24 protein-coding genes and 1 pseudogene are annotated in these 25503 nt (G+C 45.3%); 10 read left to right on the plus strand and 15 right to left on the minus strand.

Going from position 1 to position 25503, the window contains the following annotated elements; genetic code table 11:
* Positions 1 to 307: 307 nt before the first annotated feature.
* The 4 genes from MKX30_RS03955 to MKX30_RS03970 all read right to left on the minus strand — a co-directional run bounded on the left by MKX30_RS03955 (position 308) and on the right by MKX30_RS03970 (position 2873).
* Positions 308 to 586, minus strand: a complete 279-nt coding sequence (locus tag MKX30_RS03955; protein WP_023989282.1) for a hypothetical protein — start codon at positions 584 to 586, stop codon at positions 308 to 310.
* A gap of 96 nt (positions 587 to 682) precedes the next feature.
* Entirely contained in the window at positions 683 to 1003 is a 321-nt protein-coding gene (locus MKX30_RS03960; RefSeq protein ID WP_023989283.1) for a hypothetical protein, read from the minus strand.
* Positions 1004 to 1075: 72 nt separating this feature from the next.
* A complete protein-coding gene (locus MKX30_RS03965) occupies positions 1076 to 2020 on the minus strand; it encodes a Gfo/Idh/MocA family protein (RefSeq protein ID WP_023989284.1) in 945 nt (314 codons plus the stop codon).
* 163 nt (positions 2021 to 2183) lie between these two features.
* Positions 2184 to 2873: a TerC family protein gene (locus MKX30_RS03970; protein ID WP_023989285.1), complete on the minus strand. Its 690-nt coding sequence runs from the start codon at positions 2871 to 2873 to the stop codon at positions 2184 to 2186.
* A 351-nt stretch (positions 2874 to 3224) separates the two neighbouring features.
* Between MKX30_RS03970 and MKX30_RS03975 the strand changes: the two genes are divergently transcribed.
* Both MKX30_RS03975 and msrA read left to right on the plus strand, forming a co-directional pair.
* Positions 3225 to 3842, plus strand: coding sequence for a TVP38/TMEM64 family protein (locus MKX30_RS03975; protein ID WP_023989286.1), 618 nt, complete (start codon positions 3225 to 3227; stop codon positions 3840 to 3842).
* A 170-nt stretch (positions 3843 to 4012) separates the two neighbouring features.
* A complete protein-coding gene (gene msrA / locus MKX30_RS03980) occupies positions 4013 to 4984 on the plus strand; it encodes a peptide-methionine (S)-S-oxide reductase MsrA (protein WP_023989287.1) in 972 nt (323 codons plus the stop codon).
* A 105-nt stretch (positions 4985 to 5089) separates the two neighbouring features.
* Here the strand turns inward: msrA and MKX30_RS03985 are convergent, their stop codons facing one another.
* On the minus strand, positions 5090 to 5869 hold the full coding sequence (locus tag MKX30_RS03985) for a lipid II flippase family protein (RefSeq protein ID WP_341062462.1): 780 nt from the start codon (positions 5867 to 5869) through the stop codon (positions 5090 to 5092).
* A 151-nt stretch (positions 5870 to 6020) separates the two neighbouring features.
* Here MKX30_RS03985 and MKX30_RS03990 point away from each other — a divergent pair, with 151 nt between their 5' ends.
* Positions 6021 to 6470: a DUF2188 domain-containing protein gene (locus MKX30_RS03990; protein ID WP_341062463.1), complete on the plus strand. Its 450-nt coding sequence runs from the start codon at positions 6021 to 6023 to the stop codon at positions 6468 to 6470.
* 66 nt (positions 6471 to 6536) lie between these two features.
* Here the strand turns inward: MKX30_RS03990 and MKX30_RS03995 are convergent, their stop codons facing one another.
* Positions 6537 to 7241 (minus strand): YitT family protein, encoded by a 705-nt coding sequence (locus tag MKX30_RS03995; RefSeq protein WP_013310869.1) that lies wholly within the window; start codon positions 7239 to 7241, stop codon positions 6537 to 6539.
* Between the two features lie 462 nt (positions 7242 to 7703).
* The gene (locus MKX30_RS04000) at positions 7704 to 8594 is read right to left on the minus strand and encodes a DMT family transporter (protein WP_341062464.1); all 891 of its coding nucleotides are present in this window, start codon (positions 8592 to 8594) and stop codon (positions 7704 to 7706) included.
* A 307-nt stretch (positions 8595 to 8901) separates the two neighbouring features.
* On the opposite strand from MKX30_RS04000, the gene MKX30_RS04005 reads away from it, so the two are divergent.
* The 5 genes and pseudogenes from MKX30_RS04005 (at position 8902) to MKX30_RS04025 (ending at position 13190) form a co-directional block, all read left to right on the plus strand.
* A complete protein-coding gene (locus MKX30_RS04005) occupies positions 8902 to 9303 on the plus strand; it encodes a hypothetical protein (protein WP_028540573.1) in 402 nt (133 codons plus the stop codon).
* Positions 9304 to 9526: 223 nt separating this feature from the next.
* Complete coding sequence (locus MKX30_RS04010) at positions 9527 to 10990, plus strand: spore germination protein (RefSeq protein ID WP_028540572.1); 1464 nt, start codon at positions 9527 to 9529, stop codon at positions 10988 to 10990.
* Positions 10983 to 11719: pseudogene (locus MKX30_RS04015) on the plus strand (GerAB/ArcD/ProY family transporter). Before MKX30_RS04010 ends, MKX30_RS04015 begins: the two are co-directional and overlap by 8 nt.
* A 20-nt stretch (positions 11720 to 11739) precedes the next feature.
* The gene (locus MKX30_RS04020; protein ID WP_254347463.1) at positions 11740 to 12072 is read left to right on the plus strand and encodes a GerAB/ArcD/ProY family transporter; all 333 of its coding nucleotides are present in this window, start codon (positions 11740 to 11742) and stop codon (positions 12070 to 12072) included.
* Positions 12069 to 13190, plus strand: coding sequence for a Ger(x)C family spore germination protein (locus MKX30_RS04025; protein ID WP_023989293.1), 1122 nt, complete (start codon positions 12069 to 12071; stop codon positions 13188 to 13190). Before MKX30_RS04020 ends, MKX30_RS04025 begins: the two co-directional genes overlap by 4 nt.
* A 14-nt stretch (positions 13191 to 13204) precedes the next feature.
* On the opposite strand, the gene MKX30_RS04030 is transcribed toward MKX30_RS04025, so the two are convergent.
* Positions 13205 to 15730 carry a transglycosylase domain-containing protein gene (locus MKX30_RS04030; protein ID WP_254347464.1) on the minus strand — a complete coding sequence of 842 codons (2526 nt, stop codon included), beginning with the start codon at positions 15728 to 15730 and terminating at the stop codon, positions 13205 to 13207.
* 216 nt (positions 15731 to 15946) lie between these two features.
* Here MKX30_RS04030 and MKX30_RS04035 point away from each other — a divergent pair, with 216 nt between their 5' ends.
* A complete protein-coding gene (locus MKX30_RS04035; protein ID WP_069080002.1) occupies positions 15947 to 17215 on the plus strand; it encodes a DNA polymerase IV in 1269 nt (422 codons plus the stop codon).
* Positions 17216 to 17363: 148 nt separating this feature from the next.
* On the opposite strand, the gene MKX30_RS04040 is transcribed toward MKX30_RS04035, so the two are convergent.
* From MKX30_RS04040 to MKX30_RS04055, 4 genes are all read right to left on the minus strand, one after another.
* The gene (locus tag MKX30_RS04040) at positions 17364 to 17651 is read right to left on the minus strand and encodes a stage VI sporulation protein F (protein ID WP_013310877.1); all 288 of its coding nucleotides are present in this window, start codon (positions 17649 to 17651) and stop codon (positions 17364 to 17366) included.
* Positions 17652 to 17762: 111 nt separating this feature from the next.
* On the minus strand, positions 17763 to 19811 hold the full coding sequence (gene recG / locus MKX30_RS04045; protein WP_028540567.1) for an ATP-dependent DNA helicase RecG: 2049 nt from the start codon (positions 19809 to 19811) through the stop codon (positions 17763 to 17765).
* Between the two features lies 1 nt (position 19812).
* Positions 19813 to 20682, minus strand: coding sequence for a DegV family protein (locus MKX30_RS04050; RefSeq protein WP_023989297.1), 870 nt, complete (start codon positions 20680 to 20682; stop codon positions 19813 to 19815).
* A 49-nt stretch (positions 20683 to 20731) separates the two neighbouring features.
* Complete coding sequence (locus tag MKX30_RS04055; RefSeq protein ID WP_023989298.1) at positions 20732 to 22516, minus strand: DAK2 domain-containing protein; 1785 nt, start codon at positions 22514 to 22516, stop codon at positions 20732 to 20734.
* 509 nt (positions 22517 to 23025) lie between these two features.
* Here MKX30_RS04055 and rpmB point away from each other — a divergent pair.
* Positions 23026 to 23214 carry a 50S ribosomal protein L28 gene (rpmB, locus tag MKX30_RS04060; protein WP_013310881.1) on the plus strand — a complete coding sequence of 63 codons (189 nt, stop codon included), beginning with the start codon at positions 23026 to 23028 and terminating at the stop codon, positions 23212 to 23214.
* 223 nt (positions 23215 to 23437) lie between these two features.
* Here rpmB and spoVM read toward each other — a convergent pair whose 3' ends face one another.
* The 3 genes from spoVM to rsgA all read right to left on the minus strand — a co-directional run bounded on the left by spoVM (position 23438) and on the right by rsgA (position 25500).
* Positions 23438 to 23518, minus strand: coding sequence for a stage V sporulation protein SpoVM (gene spoVM, locus MKX30_RS04065; RefSeq protein WP_010345573.1), 81 nt, complete (start codon positions 23516 to 23518; stop codon positions 23438 to 23440).
* Positions 23519 to 23909: 391 nt separating this feature from the next.
* Positions 23910 to 24578, minus strand: a complete 669-nt coding sequence (rpe, locus tag MKX30_RS04070; protein ID WP_028540565.1) for a ribulose-phosphate 3-epimerase — start codon at positions 24576 to 24578, stop codon at positions 23910 to 23912.
* Between the two features lie 4 nt (positions 24579 to 24582).
* Positions 24583 to 25500 carry a ribosome small subunit-dependent GTPase A gene (gene rsgA / locus MKX30_RS04075; protein ID WP_023989300.1) on the minus strand — a complete coding sequence of 306 codons (918 nt, stop codon included), beginning with the start codon at positions 25498 to 25500 and terminating at the stop codon, positions 24583 to 24585.
* Between the last annotated feature and the right edge of the window lie 3 nt (positions 25501 to 25503).

The raw sequence follows: 25503 nt of genomic DNA on the forward strand, positions 1-25503 counted from the left end.
CAAAATATTAAGATTGTTGGAACACCCTTACGAATGTTTGCGCTTTCATTTTTGGTCTAAATATCACTCATATTACCGATCTTCTTCCGATCTTAATTTTTACGCAACATCTCATCTAGAAAACATTAATATAAATATTAATAATTAAATAAAAACATTTCACGTGTTTAATATATTTTATTGCCTACTTTTTGTCAATCGTTAAGAAAAGGTCCAATCAAACCAAAAAGCCTGCCATTAGGGCAGACCAAGGTATGACTACTTTAACCCGTAATCCAAGTTCAGCCGAGCCTGAGCATTGTATCTTTTAGGCTGTTCCTATCCAGCGTGAACCATGGTAACTGGGACAATTTTGAGCTGCCGCCAAAGCACGCACACGAACAATACTTCCGCTGATGCCACATGTATGCCCGGACATTAACTCTTCACATTGTGAGCAGGCCAACAGTCTGGCTTCGTACACTTCATCGTTTACACATTCCATTTTGGGTCTCATGTTGGTTAGAATTCTGGTAATTTGCTCTTCCGATATCGAGATATCTCTTTCACAGCCTTTACAGGTACTTGGCATAGGTATATCTTCCATCGTAAGCTTACCCTCCCCATCAACAATGTCTTAAGTAAATACAGTGAGTCCATGATGCCATAAATGATAACAGTATATTGTTTATTCTGGCTAGCCCTATTTCCGTTCCGACGAAAGGCTGGCAGCCGCCTCAGATACGACCATCGCCAAGTCCTCATTTCCGAACATGGACAGTACCCCTAATACCGTATCCAGCGGAATATCACCCGCTTCTTCACGCGATACAGTCAACTTGCGTACTCGTAGCAGACGCTCGTTACTATCCTGATGCGGATACGCTACACGATATAATTCCTCTGGCTCCAACCCGTGATTGATACACCATTGCGCAAATACAAGGATCATCATATCTTCTTCTTGCTTATAATTTTCAATGATGGCTTCTTCTAGCTGTTTACCACGGTTATCTTCTTCCATTCATTCATTTCTCCTTCAACCTAATTCTTGATGTCTGTCTGGACTGTTAAGATCACGTTCGGACGTTCCATATTAAACACTCAAACGGCTGATCAGTTCGTCAGCCAGCATATGGCTTTCCAATACTTTTCCAGCCCGTACAGCACACTCCTCCGGACGATGAATATGCTCCAGAAAATGATTCACGACTCCGGTGAATCCCCGTCTTTTCAAAATCGTATCCCAGCTTCCAAATGTTTGCGTTAGTGGTGAATGATTTTTTTGCATAAAAACAGCCTGTTCCATATTTATTACTTCAACAGACCGTCCTGCCCCGTGAAGCTCCAGCTTCTCTATGTCAGCCCCTGCCTGTCTACTCATACTGTAGCTTCCGGTAGCATTCCCCAAACGTACGGTCCCGAACGCAGCATCCATATATCCATCACTCGTCGTATTCATACTACTATGCAGCAGCTCATAATCATCGCCACCCAACCACAAAAGCAAATCAAGCATGTGAATTAAATCATCATAAACCGTCTGTGCCGCCGGTCTTCGATCATATCCAGTACGGTGTTTAATGGCCGCACATTGACTGAATCCACCTGCTTCCTCTAACCATGCTTTAGCAGCTACATAATGCGGGGCAAAACGTCGATTAAAGCCTACCGCCAGCAGCACGGCCTGCGCTTCCGCAAAAGCGGTCATTTCCAGATTCTGACGAACATCATAGGACAACGGTTTATCCACATACACAGCAATCCCTTTTTCAATACACGCCATAACTAGATCAAAATGAGCTTCGGTCGCGGCATGTATAAATACAGCTTCCGGTTCCCATGCTAGCATCTCCTTCACATCAGTCGTTCCTCTTGGCAACCTATATTGCTCCATAATGGAACTCACCGGCTCCTGTGAACGGTTCATGACACCTACAATGTCTACACCTTGGTGTGCTGCCAGTAACGGTAAGTATACTTTTCGAGCAATACCACCCAGTCCTGCAATAGCTACCCTTGTCTTCGTTTGCTTGTCCATTTCGCTCCCACCTTTAATCACTCATTCATCTGTTGTCTAGTTTACATGGAAGTCTGCTGACAAGCAAAGAAAAGAGACTGCTCCGGGTCCAGTTGGACCTAACAGAACAGCCTCTACGGCATGAATGTTCAGCTTCAGCTAAGTTTACTTAATGTAAGTTAGCTTAGGCGTGCTGCGCTTGCTTTCTTGTTTTTTCACTTTTAATTTTTTTAACACGCATCCCAATGGCTACAACCAGAACCACAACCAGAACCTCAAAGCCGTATTTAATGACCCCGTTCATAAACCAGTGTGCAATCAGCGGTTCCGCCACCACCATTTTGGCGGCAGTGTAAGCCAGTACAGCAGCACCAATCGTAATAACTACTGGGTAACGTTCAGTCAGCTTCAAGATAATCGTACTTCCCCACACCATGATTGGAACGGAGATTGCCAGACCCAGTATAACAAGCAGCATGTTTCCATGAGCTGCTCCCGCAACAGCAAGTACATTGTCGAGGCCCATCATCGTATCCGCGATAATAATCGTGCGGATCGCTGCCCACATTTGATTCGTAGCTGAAATTTCATGTTTTTTCTCTTCGACCAGCAGCTTATAGGCAATATAGATAAGTGCGAGTCCCCCAATCAAACGCAATCCATAAATTTGCAATAAATACGTGACCAGCACTGTAGCAATCACACGAATGATGACCGCTCCGACCGTCCCCCAAATAATGACCTTCTTTTGATTGGCCTTATCAACATTGCGAGCCGCCAAACCGATTACGATGGCATTGTCACCAGCTAGCACCAGATCAATGATAATGATGGATACTAATGCGGTTAAAAACTCAATTGACAAAAAATCCATACGTTTCTCCCACCTTTTTTATTTATTTGTTATACTGTACATAGTTCAGCGCTTTATACTAAAAAAGCGCCATTTCACGGAATCCGGAAACGGCGCTTGACCCAAATTTGGCATCAAAAAAAGACCATTTACCCGGATTCCTAAAATCCTGGCAAAGGTCTCGCTTACAACATTACGTTGCCAATAAAGCCGGGGATTAAAAATCCCGTAATGACGACTTTACTCGTTGAGCTACTCCCCTTTGGGAACTATTCTATTAGTGGCAGTATAGCACACATTATTGGGAATGTGAACCCTATTTTTTTCTGTATAAGCGATAAGCCGAACAGGGATATTGAAAGAGGTATGTAAATGAAAAAATGGCTACTCGTCGCGGCTTATGTTTCGCTGCTTTGCATCGCGTTTATCTACAGATATGATTGGCTCGCCTGGGCGGACAAGCAAACCTCCTTTCCAGTTCTGCTACTGCTCGCATTTTTATTCGCGTTAATACCGTTTGTGCCGTACAAGCTGATTATCGCTTCTATTGCTTATGCCGCAGGCCCCTGGCAAGGTGCTCTGATCTGCTGGCTGGGCACTACCTTGGCTGCGCTGGTCGTTTATAGTGCCGTACGTACCCTGTTCCGTGACAAAGGACGTGCCTATTTGGAGCGGGTTCCCGCATTGGAGCGCTTCAATCGGGTCATGGAGAGGGAGCCTTTTGCTGCTGTGCTGCTGGCTCGCCTGATTCCGGTCATCCCCCAGGCAGCGGTAAATGTATACGCTGGAGTAGCAGGGTTTCCGTTCTGGAGCTTTATCCTAGGTACAGCTATTGGCAAGCTTCCCGCAATTGCGGTGTATGCTTATGCAGGCGGCACCTTTGCAGAACATCCAATCACCGGTTTGCTCATTTTGGTGCTATATACTGCACTGGTGGGCGGCGGCTTTATACTCTACCGAAAAAGGCTTCAACGCGCCAATAGAATATAATGCGATAGTTTGCCACCGTCTCTTTCGTTGCGATTTTTGAGGACAGAGCCAGTTACACTGCTGTTTGGTTTCTGACGTTTCGTTGGATTTTGCAAAAATCTCGTATATAATTTAATTGTAAGCTATTTAAATAACAACTAATTAAACATTCTCAGATTGGAGTGACAAATATGAGCACCAACAATCCACACACAGTAGAAAAAGCAACTTTTGCAGGTGGCTGCTTCTGGTGCATGGTTTCCCCTTTTGAGGAATTACCCGGTATTTTGAAGGTTAGATCTGGATACACAGGGGGACATACCGAAAATCCTACCTATGAAGAGGTGTGTTCTGAAACAACGGGACATGTGGAAGCCGTACAGATTACATTTGACCCACAAGTTTTCCCGTATGAAAAACTGTTGGAGCTATTCTGGCAGCAGATTGATCCGACGGATGAAGGTGGACAGTTCCACGATAGGGGTTCATCCTACCAAACGGCTATTTTCTATCATAATGAAGAGCAACGAATCAAGGCAGAAGCGTCTAAAGAAGCTTTGGCTCAAAGTGGCCGCTTCGACAAGCCCATTGCTACACCGATCCTGCCTGCGGCCACTTTTTATGAAGCAGAAGAATATCATCAGGACTATCATAAGAAGAACCCCGCTCATTACAAGCGCTACCGCAAAGGTTCGGGACGTGAAGATTTTATCGAGCAAAATTGGTCCGGCAAGGTTGATAAATCCGATCTTAAAGATCGGCTGACGCCTATTCAATACGAAGTAACACAAAAAAACGCGACCGAGCGCCCTTTTCAAAATGAGTTTTGGGATCATGAAGGTGAAGGCATTTACGTGGATATCGTATCAGGAGAGCCTTTGTTCAGTTCATTGGACAAATTTGACGCAGGTTGCGGTTGGCCCAGCTTTACCCGTCCATTGCGCAGCTACAATGTCAAAGAAAAAACTGATCTCAGCCATTTTATGATCCGTACCGAGGTGCGAAGTCGTGAAGCTGACTCCCATTTAGGGCACGTATTCGATGATGGTCCTGGTCCAGATGGTTTGCGTTATTGCATAAATTCCGCCGCGCTCCGCTTTGTGCCTCAAGAAGACTTGGAACGTGAAGGATACGGAGCATATAAGTCATTATTTGAACAGTAAATAGCCATGGAATCATTGGGGCTGACCCGCGATCTATCTTTAATAGATGATCACGGGCCAGCCTTTTTTGGGATGTGGCAGCACATCATTACGTAAGCTAGCCATTTAACTCATTACCCATCCAAGCCAAATGGCTAGCGGTACTAGCAATAGCTGGGCTAATAAAGTACCTGCCAAGCGCGAGATGATCATCCAGCCGTACATGCTGTTCATCCGAGTTAAGGGTAGCTCCCCTCGTAGCGTTTTCTCCGACAGAACCGCCAATCTTGGATCAATTAACAAGGTTAATAATACCGTTGCGACGCCATTGATTAGACCTGACGACATTGACATTGCTGTACCTTGAGCAGGCCACAGGAATGATGCATATAAAGCAGATACTACTCCTGTTGTATAAATCGCAGTGACAGCTATATTCAGAATAATTAGACGCTTGGGTATCGCTCCACTAATCAGTGAAGTAAGCATTGACCAGGTGGGGCGCTTTATGTAGTAGCCTGCATGTTTCCAGCGACTTCGCAGCATTAAATGACGCACCAAAGCCGGAATAGATCCGGTATGCTCCAAATGCACAATCCATCTGGCTGACATGCGTACCACTGTTGGATACAGTAATATAGCAAGCATGGTTCCAACGGTTGCTGCCAGCAGTACCCCATGCATATATAGTTCCAGTCTAATATCCGTTCCGCCCACTTGTGTTGCAGCTTTAGCCTGATCGGCCATCCCTCCAAGTAAAGGCCCCTGCGCCATGTTAGAGGTGCGTGAAACCAACAGCAGCATCCCCGCAACGGTTAACGCCAATCCAAGTCGAAGAGCATAGGACAAGCTATCTGTAGTATGAATGATGATAGTCAGCAAAAAAACAAAACCCCAGGCAAGCAAATGCTTCACTCCTTTTTCTGGTATTCTGCACACCATTATATGCTTTTTCTCAAGATACATTTTACAATATATTCATTTCTTTGATTTCCGTTTGTTTAAGCCGACAACGGGTAATACATAATACATCATCTGTTATAAGGAGTGTGCAACTATGCCTTGGAACAAACATGATTACCCTCCATCCATGAAAAACCTGGAGCCTCGTGTGCGAGAAAAAGCCGTCGATATTGCTAACGCCCTACTCCGTGACGGCTATGAAGAAGGGCGCTCGATTGCGATTGCCACTTCCCAAGCCGAGGAATGGAACGATAATCATCCAGCCGAGCAAGATGAGAAACCGACAAAACATGAAAAACAGCATTCAAGCGAAAATCTGCACAACCATCATTCCGCTTCTTCCGATGCAAAGGAACCCATTCATGTGGTGCCGCACAAGGATCGCTGGGCAATCAAAGAAGAGGGACACAACCAGCCCATTTCAACCTTTAAACACAAAAATGAGGCGATTGACGAAGCTCAAAGTTTTGTAGAACGCCAACAGATTTCTGCAATTATTCATGACCGGAATGGACGCATTCATTCAACTTTAAAGCCTTCCTGATAGAAGCTGAATACAGCGAAAGGGTGTTACGTAAGAAGATTTCTCTCCTGACGTAACACCCTTTCCTTATTGACGAAGGCTGTGGACGACCGGCACTGTTTTGGCAACCACCTTTTTAGCGGGAATAGCCGCTGGCAGTACCTTTTTCACAGGTCGGTGCAGTTGGAACGTGGTCGTCCATGTAATTATTTTTCCGGCAAGCCACACAGCCAGTATTGTAAACATTGTTTCCTTCATAGGCAGATACAACAATGATAATCCCAGTACGATGATGTCACTGACAATAAACACATTGCCGATTTTCCACCCGCGCCACTCACTGATCAGCAGAGATAGGATATCATCGCCCCCGGTTGCTCCACCGAATCGCAGTACGATTCCGGCTCCCAAACCTGTAAGCACCCCACAAAGTAGAGCAGCTATCAGCAGATTTCCATGTAGATCTATAACCAGAGTCGAATACTTCTCAAATCCTGCATAAAACAGTGAAAAAGCGACGGCTCCGATTAACGCAAGCAGCATAAATCTTCTGCCCTTCAGTACCCATGCCAGCAATATGACGGGAATATCAAGCAACAACATACTCCATGCTGGAGATATGCCAAATGCGTAATGTCCCAGCAGGGCCAAGCCTGCAAAGCCGCCTTCTGACAAATGATTTTGAGCATTAATGTGATAGTACGTAAAAGCTAAAATGCATGTTCCGAGCAACATGACAGCAATCTGTCTCAATGCTCCATTGTTCACGATAGATTCGTAAGTTTTCCTCATACAGGCTCCCTCGGTTTCTCGTAAGTTTGATGTGGATGAACCCACTCTTACGGAAGCTACCGGGTAAGATGTGCCTGGAGGACTTGGTCCTTCGCATGTACAATCCCCTCTTCCGCAGAGTTGGCTTTCGCAACTTGACGTTACTCCGCGGAAAAGCTAAGTATAAGACAGATCAAATCGTTTCCAAATCGTCCTTTGGGGAAGTATCCTTCGGGGACACATGGTATCCTGATCCTTTCTTTTGTGGAATAAAACTCCGACATTTCTGTGGTGCATATAATTCTATAATTTATTATACCACACCTTGTCACCTGCTAAACAGCTTGCTTTTTTGCTGCACCATATTTTATTTTATGTGTGAGCATGCTTTATTGTATGTGCGAATTAACGCATTATACCGAAGGTTTGGCGAATGCACATTTAATATAATAACCAAAGCGTATTTTATTTCTGTTTAGATTATTATTCACTTAATTTGGCGGTTCTACGCTGGTTGGCCATAAACACGCCTCCAAGTATAAGGACCAGCCCGGTCAGAACGTTCCAGCCGATATGTTCATTCAGGAGCAAAAAGCCCCATACAATGGCACTTACTGGTACAAAATACGTCACCGAAGAAGCAAATTCCGCACTCCCCCGCAAAATCATGTAGTTGAACAAAATATATGCTACTCCTGATCCCAAAACTCCCAGTCCTATAAGAGAACCCAATACACCTGGGTCAGAAACAATCGACAAATCAGGTCTCTCCACAATTGCCATCATAATGCCACCCCCTACCGCAGCACCAAACAGTGTCGAAAAAGTAGCCTGATACATGGAAAGATTGGAGAGAAAACGTTTGGAGAGCTGTGTTCCAAATCCGTAGCAGAGAGTCGCAAGCAGCATACATCCAAAACCCACAGGATCAACAGAAATAATAGATGCAGGATTAATACCCAATAAAATAATGATTCCTACAAAAGCGAGACCCATTCCTAACCACTGCATTCGATGAAAAATAGCCCTGAAAAAAACAAGCCCCACCAACATGGTCCATATTGGCGTGGTGGCATTCAATACAGAAGCCATGCTGCTAGCTATTCTGGTCTCGCTAAAACCGATCAGTGTCCATGGCAAAACCATGTTGACCAAAGCTACCAGAACAACCGATTTCCACGGAATGCTTTTGATTTCAAACGGCCTGCGCATAAGTAGCATTAATAAGACGATAAAAATAAATCCAAAGCTGGATCTGAGAAATACAATCGTCCACGGCCCTACTTGATGTAGCAACAACACCTTGATAAACATAAACGAACCGCCCCAAATGAGGCTCAACAATAATAAAGCTGCATATAACGAACGTGACAATATGTATACCTTCTTTCTCCACTTTCTTAAGTTAAATAGTAAAGGCTGACCGCAGCCAGAACGATCTCTCCTTTTATGTAAGTTTTTATCCAATAGCTTAACATAAACTCTGTTTGACTGTCATTGGCGATAAACGCATGAATTCTTTACACAATGGCACATAGGATATCGCTCCCTACCACTTTTCCAATAATTGATGATTGCTTTAGTAATGGAAAAATTCCTATGATGAGGGAGGTATAAACAGAACATACGTTCTATATACTGATTATATATTGTATTCTTACTCGGAGTAAAGGAGATTTTTATGCCAAACCAAAAGACACTAAACCACAAGAATAAAGCTCCTTTGCCTTCTGAAGAAGACGCAGGGCTGATCAAGATCTGTGTACTTCTAACTCTTGTGCTGGATGTGCTGGAACGAGACATTCGTATTATAAATACCTCTCCTCTAAAAATGCCCGATTTGTATGTTCGTAGCCTGACTGGAGTACAACAGCGCGTAGCTGTTCAATTAGCAGAGACAAAGGCGCGAATGAAAACACTAGGGGTTAAAATATACAGCGAAATCCGAAATCATGAAGGCGTAGAGGTTTTGTATGTATGCCGCGGCTATCAAAGGCGTTTTTTCATGCTTTCATCCTTTGCCCGCAGCGAGGTCCGACGGAAACTGGGACATTATCTGGGAATTGACCCCACCCAAGATTAAGCCCCCTTGTAATCTCGTCTCTAGTTCTTGCACGATTAATTTTCATTCCCTGCAAAATAACCAACCCACCTCCCATTTATCAACCTAAATTAAATTCTAGTATAAAACTATTGCGTTACGTGAAGTGAAGGTGATTCGAGAATGGATAAGTCACCATATCATGGATAAACTCAATCCATTTGACTCACATTATGCCTATCTCATCCAAAAAGGAGGTGCTCTCTTGGCTGGACATGACGCAGCTTCCGTTGAATTAAGTAGGAATGTTTCCTTTATTGAGCAAGCCCTTTTTTATACGGATGATTTAAAAAAGCAGGCGATTTCCGTTGACGGCAAAGACGGTATGCTGCTCTATATTGATTCGCTCGTAGATCAGGAGATGATTCAAACTCATATCCTGAGTGCCTTATATGAGAAAACCGATGCAGTCTCTCATCAAATGTTCACTACCTTAAGCAGTCAAAAAGACACCGACCTTCAAAATGCTGCTGATTCGCTTATTCAGGGATATTGCATTTTTATGATAAATGGAGCGGAGGAATTTTTTATCCTTTCTTCCGAAAAAACGTATGCTCGCAGTACGGACGAACCAGAAAACGAAGGGATTATTCGCGGACCGCACAATGGATTCATTGAGCAGTTATCCATCAATCTGAATCTGATTCGCAAACAAATTGTCACACCGTCACTGGTTGTACGCTACTTTTATGTGGGATCTAAAACCCGGACTAAAATCGCTATTGTCTATGTTCAAGACTTGGCTAATCCTGAGCTAGTGGAAGCAGTGAAAACGAGAATTAAAGCGATCTCCTCCGATATGGTGCTCCCCCCCGGTTTTATTCAAGAGTTTATTGAGGACAACCCTTTTTCCCTCTTCCCTCAACAACTCAGCACGGAACGACCGGATCGTGTGACCGCCAATCTAATGGAGGGACGCATAGCGATTTTGGCTGAAGGTAGCCCAACTGCTCTAATAGCTCCCGTCTCTTTTTTTGCATTTTACCAAAGCCCAGATGATTATCACGGTCGTTGGATTATTAGTTCATTTCTAAGAACGATTCGAATGATGAGCTTTTTGATCGCTTTTACGCTACCTGCCATTTACATTGCGACGATTGCTTTTCATCCAGCTATTTTGCCATTAGAGCTGGCGCATACCATCAAAAAATCACTGGAAAATGTTCCATTCCCAGCGATTGTGGAGGCTATGCTGCTTGAATTGATCTTTGAGGTGCTACGAGAAGCCGGGGTTCGTCTACCCAGTCGGGTTGGTCAAACTATTGGAATCGTTGGCGGTCTCGTCATCGGAGATGCTATCGTTCGGGCTGGTCTCGTGTCGTATACGATGATCATCGTCGTCTCGTTAACAGCCATTTCTTCTTTTTTAGTGCCTTCTCATGAAATGAGCTCAGCGGTTCGTATCCTTCGTTTTCCGATGATGATTGCTGCAGCCTTGTTTGGATACATTGGCATTGCTTTCGGTTTACTTTTTCTTACTATCCACCTTTGCAAGCTTGAGACCTTTGGTACGCCCTACTTTGCTCCTCTTGCACCATTCCGGCTCGGTGATATGAAAGATGTTTTTATCCGCTTTCCGATTTGGACATTCCATCAGCGACCATATGATTCCCAAGCCCAAAAATTGAAGCAGCAGAACGACTCTAGGAGCTGGAAAAGACGTGAATAAAGAAAGTACCATTGCATCGGGTCAACTGTTTTTTCTCATCATTAAGTTTGAGATTGGCGTAGATATTTTGTCACTTCCCTATCAGATGCACCTTTCAGCTAAAGGAGGGGGTTGGATATCTGTCATTATTGGTGGCCTTTTGATCAACTCATTATTTTGATGTGCTGGCTCCTGCTAAGACGTTTTCCCTCCTCTTCGATTTATCAAATATTAACCCAGATTACTGGTTGCTGGATTGGAAAAGCATTGACTGTGGCTTACATTGCTTACTATCTGCTCATGGGTACCTCGGTTCTTGTGAACGCTTATGACGTCATTAACCGCTGGATGCTGCAATATACTCCCCGTTGGGCTATACTTGCCCTGTTTTTGTTCAGTAGCATATATCTGGTTCGCGAAAATTTAAGAACGATTGCCCGAGTACTTGTTTTAATTTCATTTCTGATTTTTCCCATGATGCTGTTAATTAGCTATGGTATAAAGCAGTCCAACCCGCTTTATCTGCTACCTCTGACTGAGGCGGGATGGCCCCGTATTATTGTCGGTTCAAAAGAAACGCTCCTAGCGATGTTTGGTTTTGAGTTCATTCTTGTCGTCTTTCCCATGGTTGAGGGCAAAAGTACAAGCAAGCTCAAGTCAATTCTGGCAGCTAACGCGATCGTGGTACTATTGTATTGTTTTACCGTATTTACCTGTAAACCGTATTCAGCCCCCAACAGCTTGAATTAATGCCGGAGCCAGTCATTTATTTGCTCAGATCCATTCCACTGGGAACGATGGATCGGGTCGATTTTATTTTTCTGCCGATTTGGCTCATTTCGATCTTTGGAGCTATAAGTGGTTATTATTATGCGGCGTCTTACGGAATAAGCTATCTATTCAAGCAAAAAAGTCACAAAAAGGCGGTTTCCTTTGTTGTGCTCGCCTCATGTTGTATTGCCTATTTGCCTCAACGAAGAGAAGATTTCGAGCTTATTGGTTCCATAGCCAATAATTCTGCTTATATTTTCCTAATTGCGTTCCCTTTTCTGCTGCTGATCCTCTCCTATCTCTTCAAAAAAAAGGAGGGACCTGAAACATGAAAAAAAAGAGCAGAGCGCTTGGAATGCTAACTCTACTCATTTTTATAACAGGCTGCTGGGATCAGGACAATTTGAAGGATGCCCGATTGGCAAATGCATCGGCTTATGATCTCACTCCTGAAGGCATGTTGTTGCAAACGCTAGAGGTTGTAGACGATTCTCAAAGCAATCAAGGTAAAAGCACCAATGAAATTCACTCAGGCACCGGCCATTCCGTTCGGCAAAGTACAGACAAAATCCGAGCCAAAGTAACCGGGGATATCCGCTTTTTCAAATACGGAGTTATTCTGTATGGTACAAGCTTGGCCCGAAAAGATTTATATCCCTATCTGGATGTGCTGTATCGTGAGCCTGACCATCCGACTTCCCATGTCAAGGTAGCTATTGTAGATGGATTAGCTGGGGAAATAATAGATCAAAAAAGCATAGGTAGCCTCTTGATTGGCGAATTTATAACCAAAAAAATCAGAAGCCTTGAGGAAATGTGTATGTTCCCGGAAATGACACTGGAGACACTGCTCCCCCCAATGCTTGATCCGGGTCAAGATTTTGTACTCCCCTATCTTTCCAAAGAAGGAGAAGATATTACAGCACGTGGAATTGCCTTATTTCACGGACAAAAATTCACAGGAAGCCTAAGTAGTGAGCAAGGTGTTTTATATGTGTTAATGACTGGAAAGTGGAAAAATACAGCTCGCTTTGTAAAAAGGATACATCCCGGACCTGTCGGTGATGTGCAAAACTTTATTACGTATCAGGCTAAAATCCAGAATGTCAAACGTAGCCTTAAAGTGAACGTTCAGCGCGATGGACAAATTGATGTGGAGCTTAACCTAAAATTGCCTGTCGATATTGTTGAATATGCACGAAACCATCTTCAAGATAAAGCTAACGTACAGCGTCTGAACCGTCAACTTTCCGAAATCATGACCCAGGATGCGGAACAAATTATCCGTACACTTCAGGAAAATGGATGTGATGCCTTTGGCGTAGGCAGACAGTTGATCGCTCATTATCCAGCAGTATGGAAAAGTGTAGATTGGAATAAAGAATACCCCAATATCCGTTTTCATCCGCAGGTCACTGTAGACATTGTCGGGAACGGCATTTTAAACTAGGCCGTTCCTGTCGTTTAGTTTTTGGGTTGATCAGATATTATTTCAGGATAAACAACTTCGTCAGATTTGGTTTTTGGAGTCTCACTCTGGCTTTGTGATTCAGAAGGAGTCACCTGCTCGTTTTCAACAGAAGGTTGCGGAGTATCTGTAGATGGCAAATCTTCATTCTCATCAGGCATATCTATCTCTGTGCCTGCGTCAGGAACAGTAGGATCCGTTTCCTCTGGTGGAATTTTCTCTTGATCTATTGCAGGTACCTCAACCTCTGGGACTTCTTTTTCCTTGATATCTGGTTTAGACGGGACCACTGGTCTAGCAGAACGCGGAAGCTGTTCTCTTCCAACTTCGGTAGGCACATACTTTTGATTAAACCAGTCAGTCACGAGTTGACCCGATTGACGGGAATAACGCCCTGGCAGCTTACCTGTAAGGCTAGAAACCGTAACTCTTACAACACCTTCCGGCCGTATAAAGTGCTTTTTCTTAAAAAGCTCAGGCTGGTCCTTGACCGCCTCATTCATGATCAGTGCCCACACTGACTGTGCTCTGGAATGGCCTTCTTGAGATAATGTATTAACCTGTTGGCGGTAACCAGCCCAGACGCCTAGTGTAACGTCAGGTGTGTACCCCATAAACCACACATCACCAAAGTTTTGTGTCGTACCGGTTTTACCGGCGATATCAATGGCACCGTAGCTTTTAAAAGCATTTTGCAGGCGTTTGCCGGTTCCCCTCGGATCTGATATAACCGTTTTGAGCATATCCGTCATCAAAAATGCGGTTTGCTGCGAATATACACGCTTCGTCTGCGGTTTAAATTCATATACGATCTTCCCGTTGGCATCCGTAATTTTGCTGATCAGATGAGGTGCATTATATACACCCATATTGGGAATCGTTCCATATGCTGCGGTCAGTTCCTCGACGGATACCCCTTTGCTTAGTCCACCCAAAACCCCTGTCTGAGCATGTTCATCCTGCGGCTGAATCGTCGTAATTCCAAGAGAACGCACAAAATTCCAAGCATTTGGAATTTTAACTTCATATAGGAACAGCCTCAGCGCAGGGATGTTGATTGACCGATTGAGTGCTTCACGGGCTGTCATAAGCCCCTCGTACCGTCTGTTATAATTTTTAGGAATATGATAACCTTTACGCCCGTCTTTCAATATGATTTGTGAATCATCAATAAGACCGGCTGGCTGAGTGTAGCCCTTTTCCAAAGCAGGTAAATAAGCAGCAATAGGCTTCATGGCAGAACCGGGCTGACGTGTCATTTGAGTTGCATAGTTCATTTGCTCGGTATTAAAATCCCTGCCCTCGATCATACCGAGTATAGCCCCTGTTTTATGATCAATCATGATTGCTGCAATCTGCTCTAATCCCTTCTTCTTACTGTATGGAGAAAAATTTTGTGGATTGGCTGCAATCTGCCGCATATTGTTATAAATTTTCTTATTTATCGTTGTATAAATTCGATAGCCGGACCGTTGCAACTCTTCTCGCGTATTTTGAAGAAGCTCGGCATGCTCAGGCTTGGAAATCTCGGCTGCCGTGATATCGGGATTTTGCTGGAGCGCTAACAATTGGGCGGCTTCCCGCTCTGTCTCCAGCATCAAATAAGGGAATGTATTATAACTTTTTTCGCGATGTGGCGCAAGAGTGGCTTTCACATCAAATTGAAGCGCCTCGTTATATTCGGATAGCGTAAGTTTACCTGTTGCCAGCATTCTTCCCAACACGACACGTTGGCGCTCCATCGCTTTATTGAAGCCTTCTTCATCGAAGTTCCCTTTACCATCAAAAGCGGAATAAACAGATGGCAGTTGCGGGAGACCTGCCAAATAAGCCGCCTGAGCAATATGAAGCTTATGTAGATCACTTACATTGAAAATCCCTAACGAAGCAGACTTGATTCCATATAAATTGTAACCAGCGGAACCATTACCAAAAGGCATTTTGTTTAAGTAAGCCGTTAATATTTTATCCTTGCCCATAAACCGCTCCATACGCAGTGCCAGCAGCATTTCCTTCACCTTGCGACTGTCCGTCTTATCCAGACTGAGAAAAACCCTTCGGGCTACCTGCTGCGTCAGTGTGCTGCCGCCTGTTTGGCGGTTTTCATTCAAAAGCTTCTGCTTAACGGCACGAGCAGTTCCCTTTAAATCCACACCACGATGCTCATAAAATTGGCTGTCTTCCGTTGAAATGAGGGCGTCCACAATAGACTGAGGAACATCCTTCAGATCAACGAGCTGTCGATCCTCCTCCATGCGCATTCTTCCAACCGGAGTTACCTGATCATTAAAAAATACAAAGCTGGTCAGAGCGTTCTCATTTACCTTTTCATATATCAACTGACGTGATCGTACAGGTTCATCATGAACCAGTGCCGCCACATAACCGGATATAAGACCTCCAGCAAACAGCACTCCAAGTACACCCGCAAACGAGAACCACTTGATATTAATCAGCAAAACTCTGCCAAAAATACGCCACCTACTGCGTTTTTGAGATGATGGTCGACGTTTTGGGTTCATAAAAATGGTTTTCTCCCCTCAATATTCATTCATTTCCACTTGTTTTTGCTCAAGATATTATGATACGCCATGTTAGGTTTTCCGTAAACTGTAACGTTCCAAAAAATACATTTGTATTAGGAACACTTGTTCTGTATATAATACTACTATAAGAGTATACATTCAAGAATATTTTGGAAGGATGACCCACACATATCAGGAGAGGAGGTCGGATTTTTGAAGGAAAGCAGAAATAGAACCATATTCTTATCGGACTGCCAAAGTTTTTATACCAGCATCGAAAAAGCAGATGATCCCAAATACCAACATAAGCCACTCGTTGTGGCCGGTGACCCTGCACTTCGTTCAGGCATTATTTTAGCTGCGTGTCCGCTGGCCAAAAAATACGGTATATCTACAGCAGAACGCCTGGGAGAAGCGGTGAAAAAATGTCCTGACCTTATCATTGTACGCCCACGTATGCAGCATTATATCGATGTCTCATTAAAAATAACAGAAATCTATAATGAATATACGGATTTGGTTGAGGTTTTCAGCATTGATGAACAGTTTCTGGATATGAGCGGAAGCCTCTCCCTGTTCGGGGATCCGGTGAGTATTGCAAGTGAAATTCAGCAAAAGGTACTGGCACAAACAGGAGTATGGATTCGAATTGGCATCAGCTCAAACAAAATGCTGGCTAAAACCGCAACAGATATATGGGCTAAAAAAAATGACAGTGGCATTTTCTTGTTGCCTACATCCGATATTGCAGCGTTGCTGTGGCCTCAGCCAGTACGTCTTATGTTCGGCATCGGTTCGCGCATGGAACGGCATTTGGAGAAGCTTGGACTACACACCATTGGAGATATTGCACGTACTCCCTTACCCCGGCTACAGGACAGATTCCGGTCTCATTTCGGCAAGCAGTCCGATATTCAGGCAGAGGTGATATGGCGAACTGCTAACGGGATCGATCACAGCCCGGTCAAGCCGGAAACATTTAATACACCTCCCAAATCCATCGGTCATATGATGACTCTTCCCCGCGACTATCTCCAGCCTGCGGAAGTGGAAACCATCCTGCTTGAACTAACAGAGGAGGTGTGTCGGGACGCCCGCCGCAAAGGATATATGGGCTCGGTTGTGACTGTTCATTGTATATGCAGTCCCTACGAGGCACCAACCGGATTCTCCCGACAAATGAAGATACCCGATCCTACAAACCATACCCAAAAGGTATATGAAACCGTTAAAAAAATCTTTTATACTTTTTGGAATCATATGCCCGTGAAGCGCGCAGGGGTTACTTTAAGCGGATTGGTGGATGATCAACTGTATCAGCTGGATTTTTTTGAGGATCTGGAGCGATCCCGTGCTTTGGAAAAGGTGACGGACACTTTAAAGGATCGGTACGGTCAGTCCATCATCATGCGCGCATCGTCGTTAACAGATGCCGGGCAGGCCATGGAACGGTCTATCAAAATTGGAGGTCATTACAAATAAAAGTCTCATGATAAGCACACACTAGCTATTGCCCGGGGAATGAACTAATACAAACCAAAAAGGATTGCCTGATATCAGGCAATCCTTTTTTCATCTGTGCTTCACAAAAAAACATGGAGAGCGCTTTGAAGCACCTCTTCAAAAGCAATCAACGGAACATTCCCCACAGCTTGATTAGATGGAATGTATTGGACGGATCAATTTTTTGTGCCAATACGAAGGCGGTCAATTGCTCCTCCTGCGCAGCCGTCAAACGCTCGTTTAAAATAGCAGAAGTGGACTTCACAAGATGACGCACCTTAGCTTTATTTTGCAGGTCCGCTTTAGTCACACCTTCAATCTGCTGCTTAACCCGCTCCTTGAGCGCACGATTCTTCATTTTCAACTTAATCCGCTCCACCAGTTGCGGACTAATTCCATATTGCTGATAGCTCAATGTTGCCACACCTCCCATATCATTCGGTCATTCCCAAATATATGACGGCCAGCCTGTCCATTGTGCCTATCTGTTTAAAACGTTTAGAACAACCTCATGATTCATGGTGGATTAGTCGATGAGATCCCCCTGGAAAATCTGTTCTTTTTGCAAATAACCGCGCAGTGCTTCATACTGCGGAGATGTCCAAAAGGACGAATCCTTGATCAGATCGGTTGCATCCTCCCGCGCCTTTTCCAGCACCTCAAAATCCGCTACCATATCTGCTAAACGAAACTCGGGTAGCCCACTCTGCTTGGTGCCAAAAAAGTCACCCGGCCCTCTCAAATCCAGATCGCGTCTAGCCACCTCAAAACCATCGTCCGTATCGGTCATAACCTTCATCCGCTCCTGACCAACCTCCGACTTAGGATCAGCGATCAGTACACAATACGAGGCATGTGCTCCCCGTCCAACTCGTCCACGTAATTGATGTAACTGGGATAATCCAAAACGATCCGCATCCATAATGATCATTAGCGTCGCATTTGGGACGTCTACCCCCACCTCCACAACCGTCGTTGAAACGAGCAACTGAACCTCATTCGCATAGAAAGAACGCATAACTTCTTCCTTTTCTGCGGGAGTCATTCGTCCATGTAATAGCCCAACGCGGTAATGTGGAAAAGCCTGTTGCATTTGAATATGCAAATCGATGGCATTCTGTACGTCCAGCTTCTCCGACTCTTCAATCAACGGGCAAATCAGATAAGCCTGCCGTCCCTGATCTACCTCGCGGGAAATAAAACCAAGTACCCGATCCATCAGTTCGTGCTTCACCCAATAGGTGGAAATTGGAATACGCCCCTTCGGCCGCTCTGACAACGTAGAAACATCCATATCGCCAAACGCAGTGATGGCCAGCGTACGGGGGATCGGTGTGGCCGTCATCGTCAGCACATCGGGATTATAGCCTTTGCGACGCAGTACACTACGCTGATTCACTCCGAATCTATGCTGCTCATCCGTTACAACAAGCCCAAGCTGGTGAAAATATACATCCTCCTGAATGAGAGCATGGGTGCCTACTACAATGTCCAGCAGACCCATTTGGAGAGCAGCTAGCAGCTCCTTACGCTTCTTCCCGGTTGTACTCCCAGTCAGTAGGCCCACACTGATTCCAAAGGGCTCAAACAGCTTGTGAAGCGATCGCATGTGCTGCTCGGCCAATATTTCGGTTGGCACCATCAGCGCTCCCTGAAAACCGGAACGTACTGTGGCAAATAAACCGATGGCAGCAACAACTGTTTTACCTGACCCAACATCTCCCTGAAGCAGACGGTTCATACAATAAGGTGAGCGTAGATCGTGCAGTATTTCAAGCTCTACCTTCTTCTGTGCATCCGTTAATTCAAAAGGCAAAGCCCTTACAAATTCACGAATCGTGGCGTTATCCACGGTATGTACCACCCCGTCCGCTCGACCACGATTTAGCGCCCGGAATGCCTGCATTTTCAGCTGAAATAAAAATAGCTCCTCATACACCATCCGCCGACGAGCCTCTTGCCCCTCGCGGTTGTCCTGAGGCTGGTGTATACCTGCAATAGCCTGCTTGCGCGGCATCATACTATATTTACGCACAAGCAACTCAGGCAATATTTCGGGGATCATTTCACCAAACTGCTGGAGTGTCTGGCTCATTGTTTTTCGCATCCAGCTTTGCGTAATCTTGCCGCCTATAGAGTACACCGGTTGAAGTGTCCCCGAGCGGGCTACTCCTTTATCAGGAAACTCAGAATCTGCAACAGTCATCTGCATCCGTTTGAGATCCCATTTACCAGTCACCACAATTTCACGACCTGAGGTTAGCTGCTCCTTCATGAAATGCCGATTAAACCACGTCGCGGTAAACATCCAATCCTCGGCCATCAATTTACAAGTCAACCTTGATTTGCGCCCGTAACGCTGAAGCACCGGAATGCCCATAATTTTGGCCTGTACTGTAATCTTATCTCCATCCTTCACTTCGCTTAGCGAGCGCAGTCGGTAATCTTCATACCGAAACGGATAATATTCCAGCATGTCCTGTACGTTAGAAATGCCAAAAGCGTGAAGCTCTCCCTCTTTGAGAGCACTCACGCCATGTATTTGTTTTAAAGGTATTTGATCCAATTGCAGCATATTACCTCTCATCTCCGGCCGGCCATACAAAAATGCCAATCGTTCCTGGCCCTACATGGGTCCCAATCACAGCGCCAAGTTCAGTATATATTCGATCTCCCAGCTCAAAATGCTCTGCCAGCTGAGCCACGAACGCTTCTGCCGCTGAGCGATCTGCCGTATGACCCACAGCAATATTAATTTTTTGGCCTTTTAAATCCCGCTCCAGTAGTTCAATTATACGTGCTGTCGCTTTTTTATGCCCTCTCGCCTTATCAACCGAATAAATAGTGCCTTCTTTGTCAATCGAAAGAATCGGTTTAATGTTAAGTAACGTACCAACCATTGCCGCTGCCTTGCCAATACGTCCGCCTTTTTGTAAGTATTCCAGGGTATCCACCAGGAAATACAAACGACGGCGCTCCCCACGACGTTCCACAGCCCGAACAATATCAGCCGGGGAGTGCCCGGCAGCCGCCAGCTCTGCCGCATAAACCACTAGCATGCCGTATCCGTATGAAGCTGATTTGGAATCCACCACAGTCACTCTATGTTCATGCTTCTCCAGCATGGATTTGCCCAGCAGAGCAGACTGATACGTTCCGCTCACACCCGAGGATAAATGGATAGAGATAACCTGGCTCTCGGGGTATTGCTCCAACAGCGTCGTGTATGTCTCCAAAAAACGGGCTGGTGAAGGCTGTGATGTCGTAGGTAGCTCATCAGCCCGTACTAGTTCGCTGTAAAACTGCGACGCTGACATCTCAATGCCGTCCAGGTAAGCTGTGCTGCCGAACATCACTGTCAATGGTACAACAACTATACCGAGACGGTCTGCTAATTCCGGTGGAATATCAGCCGTGCTATCCGTCAAAATGATGGTACTGCTCATCAGTCAGACCTCCTTTTGTTGTGGACTTCCATGGGCGTGCTAAAGCACATCAGGTTTCCACTGAGAACAAATAAGGATAAATCGGCTGACCACCTTCATGAACTTCCACTTCAGCATCCGCATAATTTTCTTTAAGCCATGCAACAAGCTGATCTGTGTCTTCTTGATTCGCGTCTGAACCTGTGAGAATCGTAACAATTTCATCGCCATTCACCAGCATTTTCGCTAGCAAAAGACGGGACGTTGCCATTAAGTGTTCCTCGGTCGCTACAATTTTGGAATCCTGAATACCGATGTAATGCCCGGCTGTAATATGCAGGTCATCCAGTGTCGTATCCCGTACCGCGTAGGTCACTTGCCCAGACTTCACCCGGGTGACTGCGTCACGCATATTGTCCTGATTCACCTCAAAAGCCTCTTCCTCCTGGAAGGCAAATGCTGCCGCAATGCCCTGAGGAATTGTTTTGCTCGGAATAACCGACACCATACGTTCCATCTCTAGCAGTTCACGTGCTTGTTCTGCCGCCAAAATAATATTGGAATTATTCGGAAGAATAAAAATATGTTGAGCCGCAATCGAGCGCGCCGCATTAACGAAGTCCTCTGTGCTCGGATTCATTGTCTGGCCGCCAGAAAGGACAACATCGACGCCTAAACTTCTGAAAATATCAGCAATTCCTTCACCGGAAGCCACAGCTATAAAACCAAAGGATGCCAGTTCATGAGCAGGGGGCTCAGACGGCTCTTCCTCACGTGCAGGCTCTGTTGGTATTTCAGCAAACCACTCAGGCTCAGGAGCAACATCCATACCCGCAGACAACAAATCACGATGCTGCTCGCGCATATTTAAAATACGAATCTGTGTAATTTCTCCGTAGCGCAGTGCCAAATTCAGCACTTCACCAGGAGCCTTAGAATGCACGTGAACCTTGATGACATCATCGTCTGAAATTACGATAATAGAATCACCATCTACTGCTAACGCTTTCCGGAAGGCTTCCTCATCAAAATCGGTACCTTGCGCTTCGCCCAATTGTCGATTAATAAAAAACTCCATATCATACAAAAATTCAATATTATCCGTTTCGAGCTTCGCTTGCGCAGAAATCGGCGCATCTGGGGAAGGAACAACTGCAGTAGCAGTAGGTCTCTCCGATACGTGAGGAGCAAAAACCGTGCGTACATTATCACTTTTTGCAGTTGAAGACGTCACCAAGCCGCTTCCAAGATGCTGCATAAAACCTTCATAAATGTACACAAGACCTTGCCCACCCGAATCTACAACTCCTACTTGCTTCAATACAGGGAGCATGTCCTGCGTCATGGCAAGCGTTTCCTTCGCTTTGGCAAGCACTTCTTCCATCAGTTCCGTGATGTCGTTCGTCCGGCGCGAGAAAAACACAGCATGCCTGGCCGCTTCCTTCGCCACGGTAAGAATTGTACCCTCCACCGGCTTAACAACCGCCTTGTAGGCCGCATCCACCCCGCTCTGCAATGCCGATGCGAACTGAAGGGTATTCAATTCCTCGTATGGGGCAGCGTAACGGCTGAAGCCACGAAACAACTGAGACAGGATAACCCCTGAATTGCCGCGGGCTCCCATCAGCAAACCTTTGGATAATATGCCGGACATGACACCGATGGAGGAAGAGTCCCCCCTCTTTAATTCCGTTACGCCCGCGCTCATCGTCAAATTCATGTTGGTTCCCGTATCACCGTCTGGCACTGGGAATACATTTAGTGAATTGACATGTTCCGCATGCTGCTGTAATTGTTCCGCCCCGGCTAAAACCATTGCGGTAAAATCTGTTCCATTCAAAGAACGATTACTCAAGAGAATTCCCCTTCCTAGCTTAATACACTTGTTTTACTATCAACCTTCACAACACCTTATTCAACTGTGCGTACAGGTTCAATTGAATTATACTAAAGCCAGACGACGAATACGAATATCACACTTTCGTAAGCTTTTGTACTCACGTCTGGTCGTTCTTCTACAGGTCATATAAAATGAAAAACCAGTCAACTGCCTAACAATAAATCATCGGCTGGAATGATGACTATAGTCCCGCCTCTGAACTGCCGGCATGACTGGAATAAGAATTCACATTCCATTTTAATACAAAATAATCGCAGCAATAACTATCCCATATTGTACTATAATGCGAAAGAGAAATAAATAAAGTTTTTGAATCAGTTGACGGAGCTTTTTTGACTATGATATTATATTTAAGTATTGTTTTGTTCAGGTTAGTGACTTACAAAGTCCGGCTGACCCAGTCGGCCTGAAGAGAGACCCGTTCCATATGGAATTTGGTTATTTTCAGAATAGGAGGTGGAATCATGTCTCGTAAATGTTCTGTAACAGGCAAAAAGCCTGGCAGCGGTAACCACGTATCTCACGCTAACAACCGTAATCGCCGTACTTGGGGCGTCAACGTACAAAAAGTTCGCATTCTCGTTAACGGTAAACCGAAACGCGTTTATGTCAGCACTCGTGCATTGAAAGCCGGTAAAGTGACTCGCGTGTAGTCGTAAAAAAATATCGTTATAAACAAAAGGCACCTCGTTTTAAACGGGTGCTTTTTTGGTTATTCGAAAGTAATATCCATCTGGTTCAGGAGAACAAAATGTCAGGCACCTTCCCGTGCGTTCCTATCTTTTACTGCCGAGCTACCTATCTGTTGTGCCCGGGAAGCATGCCCTGTGTACCTCCAGCTTTCATCCTACATCCTGTGTTTACATTACGTTGAATTCAGTTTTTCTGGAATGTATTCAAAATGGCTTTAACGAATCCACCCAGAAATTTTGGCAGCTTGATTGTGTAAAACTTCATGCCTCACCCTCCCCATCATCCTCCTGCATCCGTTCTCTGTAGTTTATGCAACCTGTCAAGGGTTGTTGCCCCACAAAAAAAAGGCTACATGAGAATCCCGCTCATGTAACCATATTTATGCACAACCATCCCAGGCTATACCATCAGACAAGTCCGCGAATATAGAGATATGCTGAGAGTATGAAAATAAACAGGATATAATAAAGTACGCTGCACACTACAAAACCTATTCGTAAACCACGCCGTTCATTTTTCCGAAAATAAAACAGTACAATTAGAACAGCCAAAAGTGAAAGAACAGCATTCCAAGGAGCCTTCACTAGCGAGAAACAGCTAAGGGTCAACCCCGTCGCCATGCTCGCTACAGTCATCCACAATGCTTCGGTCAGCTTCACTTGGACAAACGTGCTGCACTGTCCCGAATCGCAGCTATAGCCGCAGCGCGGTCTGTTCTGCCAAATACCGCACTCCCAGCCACCAGCACGTCAGCCCCCGCTTCAAATACGGCTGGTGCCGTCTCCTCCGCAATACCTCCGTCTACCTCGATATGTACGTCTGGACGACCCAGTTCGTTCAACCAAGCACGGATTTGTCTGATTTTATTTAACGTCTCTGGAATGAAGGACTGACCTCCAAAGCCAGGATTGACCGTCATCACCAGAATCATATCCACATTTGGCAGCACTTCCTTGATCGCGTATGGTGAAGTACCCGGATTGAGAGCCACTCCAGCCAGAGCGCCTTGCTGCTTGATCAAGTGAAGGACACCATGCAAATGAACACAGGCCTCAGCATGAACAGTGATGATGTTGGCTCCTGCTTTTACGAAATCGCCAATATAGCGTTCAGGATGCTCAATCATCAGATGAACATCTAAGGGAAGAGTCGTATGCGGACGAATAGCCTGAACGATAGGTGGGCCCAGTGTAATATTGGATACAAAATGTCCATCCATTACATCCACATGAATCCAGTCTGCCCCTCCTGCCTCAGCTTCCGCAACTTCACTGCCCAAGCGAGCAAAATCAGCGGATAAAATCGACGGTGCTATTTTTAACATATACTCAGTACCTCCGCTTTTTTTCTTTTAATTCCTGATAGAACTGCAAATAGCTATCATATCGTCCCTGTGAAATATGGCCTTCTTCCAGGGCCTCTCTTACTTTACAGCTAGGCTCGTGAATATGGGTACACCCCCGAAATTTACATCCTTCCGCATACTGCTGGAATTCACGAAAACAGGGAGATAACTCATCCACACCTAGCTCCAGAAAATCCAGCTGGCTAAACCCCGGTGTATCTGCTACAAACCCTCCGTTGTCTAGAGGAATCAGCTCCACATGACGAGTTGTATGTTTTCCTCGGCCCAGCTTATTGCTTATGGCGCTCGTCTCCAGCGTTAACCCAGGCTCCAGAGCATTAAGCATGGAAGACTTTCCTACACCTGATTGCCCGGAAAACACGCTGATTTGACCAGCCAACAGCTTCTTAAGCTCAGCCGTCCCTTCTCCGGTACGGGCACTGGTCACCAGCACCTCATAACCGATCTTCCGGTACATTTCCTGAACGGCCAGCACGGTGTCATCCTCTGAAGGGCTGCCTTCATACAAATCGCGCTTAGTCAGACAGATAATCGTATCCAGTCCGGCGTGCTCAATATGGACTAAAAATTTGTCCAGTAAAGGCAGGTTTAAATCCGGCTCACGCAAGGAAAACAGTAGCACGGCTAGCGTGGTATTAGCTACTGGAGGACGAATTAGCTCTGTCGTACGCTTTCTAATCTCCTCGACCATACCTTCCCCGTTCTCAGTCAGTTCGTAAACGACCCGATCACCGACAAGAGGCGTAATCTCTTTTTTCTTAAAAATGCCGCGTGCTCTGCATTGTACTGTAGCTTCGCCAGATACCGGACGCCCATCCTGATCCAGGCTGGAGACATAATAATATCCGCTAAGCGCCTTGACGATCAGACCTTCAGGCATGTG

The sequence above is a fragment of the Paenibacillus sp. FSL P2-0173 genome (assembly GCF_038008045.1).
GTDB classification, from domain to species: Bacteria; Bacillota; Bacilli; order Paenibacillales; family Paenibacillaceae; genus Paenibacillus; species Paenibacillus polymyxa_B.